This is a genomic window from Ilumatobacter sp. (assembly GCF_039969435.1).
In the GTDB taxonomy this organism is placed as follows: Bacteria; Actinomycetota; Acidimicrobiia; order Acidimicrobiales; family Ilumatobacteraceae; genus Ilumatobacter_A.
Map to the genome: position 1 here is coordinate 1 of NZ_JBDVNU010000018.1, position 5,184 is coordinate 5,184.

At 67.9% G+C, this 5,184-nt stretch carries 7 protein-coding genes; all 7 read right to left on the bottom strand.

Annotation, left to right across the window (positions count from 1 at the left end):
* A partial coding sequence (locus ABJK40_RS11080; protein WP_348480677.1) for a GNAT family N-acetyltransferase occupies window positions 1–731 on the bottom strand: 731 nt, incomplete at its 3' end.
* Window positions 732–915: 184 nt separating this feature from the next.
* Window positions 916–1,275 (bottom strand): hypothetical protein, encoded by a 360-nt coding sequence (locus ABJK40_RS11085; RefSeq protein WP_348510266.1) that lies wholly within the window; start codon window positions 1,273–1,275, stop codon window positions 916–918.
* Between the two features lie 74 nt (window positions 1,276–1,349).
* Window positions 1,350–1,973, bottom strand: a complete 624-nt coding sequence (locus ABJK40_RS11090; RefSeq protein ID WP_348480679.1) for a hypothetical protein — start codon at window positions 1,971–1,973, stop codon at window positions 1,350–1,352.
* Complete coding sequence (locus ABJK40_RS11095) at window positions 1,970–2,881, bottom strand: hypothetical protein (protein ID WP_348480680.1); 912 nt, start codon at window positions 2,879–2,881, stop codon at window positions 1,970–1,972. The genes ABJK40_RS11090 and ABJK40_RS11095 overlap by 4 nt, the downstream gene beginning before the upstream one ends.
* Window positions 2,878–3,747, bottom strand: coding sequence for an ATP-binding cassette domain-containing protein (locus tag ABJK40_RS11100; RefSeq protein ID WP_348510267.1), 870 nt, complete (start codon window positions 3,745–3,747; stop codon window positions 2,878–2,880). The genes ABJK40_RS11095 and ABJK40_RS11100 overlap by 4 nt, the downstream gene beginning before the upstream one ends.
* Before the next feature lie 16 nt (window positions 3,748–3,763).
* Window positions 3,764–4,594 (bottom strand): zf-HC2 domain-containing protein, encoded by an 831-nt coding sequence (locus ABJK40_RS11105; protein WP_348480682.1) that lies wholly within the window; start codon window positions 4,592–4,594, stop codon window positions 3,764–3,766.
* The gene (locus ABJK40_RS11110; protein ID WP_348510268.1) at window positions 4,591–5,166 is read right to left on the bottom strand and encodes an RNA polymerase sigma factor; all 576 of its coding nucleotides are present in this window, start codon (window positions 5,164–5,166) and stop codon (window positions 4,591–4,593) included. The genes ABJK40_RS11105 and ABJK40_RS11110 overlap by 4 nt, the downstream gene beginning before the upstream one ends.
* Window positions 5,167–5,184: the final 18 nt, after the last annotated feature.

A 5,184-nucleotide genomic window follows, 5' to 3' on the forward strand; every position in this document is an offset into this window, starting at 1 on the left:
TCGTCGTCGGCCTCGTACCGGTGGTTCAGGGCGTGGCCGACGACCCGGTCGCGGTCGTCGAGCGCGATGAACGAGAGGTCGGGTCGTGCGCCGAACCCACGGACCTGGACGTTCCAGTCCTCGACACTGCTCGGGGTCGAACCCCAGTGGTCCATGAACGCCTCGTTCTTCTCGCAGCGGATCTCCTCGTCGCGGTCGTCGGGCCACGCGGCGATCGTGACCCCGTCGATCGCGGCGGCATCGGGCATCGGAGGGACCTGGTCGAGCGGGCGGATCAACTCGTCGATGTAGCGCACGATCGTGAACCCCATGGCGGCCATCAGCGCGTGTGCCGAGGACGCCGACTCCGAGATCTGCAGGCGCACGTGGCGCGGCAGGTCGCGCCCCGACGACGTCAGGAGCGAACGTGCGTGCTCGATGCCCCAGGCCATCAACTCGCGTCCGACGCCGAGGCCACGATGGGGCGGGTCGACGTTGCCGAAGAGGTAGCACCGTTCCTCTTTCACGTCGCTCGGCAGGTGCAGGGCGTAGACGTAGCCGACGACCTGGCCGTCGAGTTCCGCGATGCAGACGTGGGTGGCGAGCGGGACGCGGTCGTCGTCGAGTTCCTCGCACACCTCGTCGAACTCCATCACGCGAGCGATGTCGTCGGCCGCCTCGGCGCGCAGCAGGATCGAGTGGATCGTCGACAGGTCGTCGGCGGTCGCAGGGCGCAGAACTGGAGAGTTCACGACGCGACCTCTGCCCGACGATCCAAGCGAACGGCGAGGATGTGGGACGAGCGCCTCAGCGCCGCTGGACCGGTTCGCTCATCCGACGATGTGAAATGGACGGTCCGCACGGTCGATGCCTTCGATGGTGACACGTCGACCCTCACGGTGGTCCTCGCCTCCGCAGCTTGTCGTTCGGGCGGCATCAGTTGCCCGGCTGTTGTGGTTCGAGGCCGCACCGTTCGGTTTCGAAGGCGGTGATCTGCTCGATGGCCGTGACGACGTCGGGTTCGGAGAAGGCGGCGGTCGGGTCGTCGCCGGCCGCTGCGAACGCGTCGACGAGCACGGCAACGGGGTCGGAGATCTCGTCGGGTGCGAGTGCCTGATACTCGGCGAGGAGTTCTGGTGTGGGAAGGGTGCCGGGCTGGTTGGTCTCGGCGGCCTTCGCGCAGAACGCCGTGAGATCAGTCGTCGATGCGGACGCATCGTCGTCGTCGCCGCACGCGTTGAGGGCGAACGACGCGACGGTGACAACGGCGGCGGCGATGGGACGGAATGAGTTCACGAAGGTCTCCTCGGGTGGGTGTGTGTGTGTTTGCTCCTGACGTTGCATCTGTCGCTCGATGTCGGCCATCGGGATCATCGGTGGCCCTCGGCGACGTCGCGCTGCATCGCGGCGGTCATGACCAGGACCGCGAGCCCGGCTGTGACGGACCAGATCACCGTCGTTCGGTGCCAGTCCTCGTGCGGCCAGATCGGGAACACCGGTGCGTGCGTGCTCCACGGCTTCGCCAGCGCGATCGCCACTGCCGCCGGGCAGATGAACAGAGCGATCCGCTGTCCCGGTTCCGGGTTCCCACTCGTTCGCTTCCATGTCGCGGCGGAGAACCCGGCGACGGCGGCGACGGTTCCTTGGAGCACGAGGACGCCGAGGTGTTCGGGGAGTCGGTCGCGCACCGCGAGATGTGTTGCGATCCAGACCGCAGTGAGCAGAAGGGTGGCGGGTGTTCGGGCCAGGGTGCGCCACCACAGCGGGCGTGGCGTGATGTCGACGACCGCCGCGCATCGTTCATCGGCCGACCACGCCGACACACCGGCGAGCAGACCGATCGTGGCGCCGTGCAGCGGCCACATCACCGCCGGCCAGCGAGCCACGATCAACAAGAGCCCGACCGCGACGACAGCAGTCGTCGCCAGGAGCCCCCACGGTGTCGCCGCTCGGCTGTAGTGGGCGAGCGCACGCACTGCGACGGCGGGACTCACCCGCCCCAGCTCGTTTCATCGCCGGGGAGAGGGTTGATGATCGTGTCCGGGGTGCCGGTCCACATGGCCAACAGACAGGTGATCACGGCAGTGACGAGGAGCGCGGCGAATGCTGCCCGGTTGCGCGGTGATCGCCAGGTTCGATCCTGCCGGAGCGCCATCAACGCAGCGACGGCGCACAGAGCGAGCAGGTACAGCACCCAGCAGTGCGGCGATCCGGTGAGGACGATGGAGCGTTGCGGGTCGCTGTCGATGCCGAACGGTCCTCCCCAATAGGTCCACGGCACGAAGACCCGGATGCGGCGCAGAGGTTCGAAGAGGCCTTGGAAGACGATGGCGAGGGCGACGAGTCCGACCGTTGTGAGGATCGGGACGGCTCGACGGTCGGTCATCCTCGCGATGAGGACTCCGAGGATCGGGCCGCCGAGGCAGCTCACCGCGCCGAGCGCGAACCACACTGCGAGCACCCAACTGTCCGACATGAGTGCCGCGTACCCGTTTGCGGGCGGAGGGTCGGTCAGGTACCGCGCATAGCTGACAGCGACGAAGAGCAGCCCGACCCCGAATGGGACGAGGCACGCAGCGAGATGAGCAAGCGTGCGGGTCGCCATCGGCACCGGTGTCGAACCCGCCGCGTCGGCGCACCGGTCCGACGCCCACACCCTCTGGGCGCTCACGGTGATCCCGATCAGTCCGATCAACGCCGCGGGAGCGATCATCGACAACTCGTCGACGGGCTCGCCCGCGTCGAGGTACGGCACCAGCGCAGCCAACGTCAACCCTGCCCCGAGCACGAACGCCGGACGGCGCGCGTAGCGGATCATCTCCATTCGCGCCAGCAGCAACCATGCCGGCGTCGCCGACGACCGGTCGGGCGCCGTCACGATGGTGAGTGTCGTCGCGTTCATGCCGCCACCTCTACGCCCGGGGTCGGCCCGACGAGAAGGAGGTAGGCGTCCTCCACCGTCGGGTCGACGGGCTCGGCCGTCGGCGGCGGCTCACCGCCGACGGATCTCACGCGCCGATTGGGGTCGCGCCAGCTGGCGACTGCGTTCGGAACGGGCGCATCGTCGACCCACACTCGTCCCCGGGCGGAGTCGATGAACGACGGCACATCACCGGCGAACGCGACCCGACCACGATCGAGGACCAGGACCTGATCGCAGACGGCGCCGACGTCCTCGGTCTGGTGGGTGGCGAGCAGCACCGTGCCGTGGCGACCACGTTCGGACAGCGTGGCCCGGAACACGGCTCGCTGTTCCGGGTCGAGGCCCGTGGTGGGTTCGTCGAGGATCAACAGGTCCGGATCGCCGATGAGCGCCTGCGCGAACGCGAGTCGGCGGCGCTGGCCACCTGACAGCTTGCGGATCTTGATCGTGGGCCGGTCAGCCAACTGCACCGCGTCGAGCACGCGACGGACCTCGCGGTGGCGTGCCGTCTTGTCGTTCCATTCCTTCAGCACAGCGATGTACTCCAGGAACCCGAACGCCGTCATGCCCGAAGGGAACTCGACCTCTTGAGGTAGGAAGCCGAGCCGGCGACGGATCGCTGTTCGCTCCGCGAGAGTCCCGTCGGCGCGGTGTCCGAACACCTCGACGGTTCCGTTGTCGGGTGCGGCTGCCGTCGACAGCAGAGACAGCAGCGTGGTCTTGCCTGCGCCGTTCGGTCCGAGCAATGCCGTGACCCCGGTTCCGATCTGGAAGCTGATGTCGTCGAGGGCAACGGCGTCGCGGTACCGGCGGGTGACGTGGTCGAGGCGAATGGTGAGATTCATCGAAGGGCCTTTCGGATCAGAGAACGGGGACTCGTAGGACGAGCAGGCGACGGGCGAACACAGCCCCAGCAGCGAGGGCGACAGCAAGCGAAAGGAGCTGGGTCGAAGGCGTGACGACCGCATCAGGGACGTGCCGCACCTGCCAGCTCGCAACGATTCCGAGCCAACTGACAGCCACCACCACTGCCGGCCTGACCGGGTCGGTCCAGGTGGCGGCGACCAGTACCAGAGCGGTGCACGCCCCACCCGGCAGGAGCCAGGCAACGGCCATCCACGGATCGCCGGGGATGACGGCTCCGAACGCGACCGAGGCCGGTACTGCGGTGGCGACCGCGTAGCCAGTGCGCCACAACAGCAATCGCGCGGGCGAGTACGGCGACGTGATCTCGAGTGCCGCAGTCGTGGTCGGGGTGAGGCGATAGGTCGCAGCCACACCCAATGCGGGGAGCAGAGGTGCGATCAGGACGAACCCGAGTTGTGCCGAGTCGTGCAGACCGAGCGTCGCCGCAAGCGCCGCCAAGGCCAACACCAGCGTTGCCGCGATCGTCCACTGCAGGCACTGTCTGGCGATCTGGCGAACGACCACCGTGTCGGAGTCGGCTACCCCGATCCGTTGGAGCCAACGGGCGGTGCGAACCGACGGCGCGACCTCGACCCGTGTCTGCACTCGCCCCCACAGATCCTCGAACGACACCGTGCCAACCCATCCACGAGCGACACGCCCCAGCTCACCACGGCACGACCCACACCCCATCACGTGCGCCTCGACCGAAGCTCGCTCGAGCGCCACGAGTTCGCGCTCGGCATACGCCCGCAGCGCTCGTTCGTCGACATGCCATGAATTCATCGGAGATCTCCCAACTCGAACGTGGTCGTGCCGAGCGCATCTCGAAGTTCGGCCTTGGCCTTGCGGATCCGCCCCTTCACCGTGCCCTCCGGGACGCCGAGCATCCGTCCCGCCTCCCGTGCCGTCAGCCCGTCGAACACCATTGCCTGCACCACCTCCAACAACTCCGGCGACAACCGCGACAGCGCTCGACCGACATCACCGAAGGCGACCTGGTCCAACACGCGTTCCTCTGCACTCGCCGCGGTCCACACCTCCGGCAGCGGCGACGGCCGGGCATGGCGGCCCGCTCGACGCAGATGCGTCACCAACTGGCGCACACCAATTCCCCAGATCCACGCACCGACATCACCGTCGCCACGCCACCGGTGCGCCCCGTTCCACACCGCAAGAAACGTGTCCTCGACAGCATCCGCGACCAACGCGTCATCGAAGCAGCGAGACCGCAACCGGGCGACCAACCACGGGACGTGCCGGTCATACAGACAACGCAATGCGTCGACGTCCTCCCCCGCGACCGCCCGAACGAGAGCAGCGTCATCGAACGTCGAAAGGTCGCGTCCGCTCCTCATCGACACACCGTCGCACGT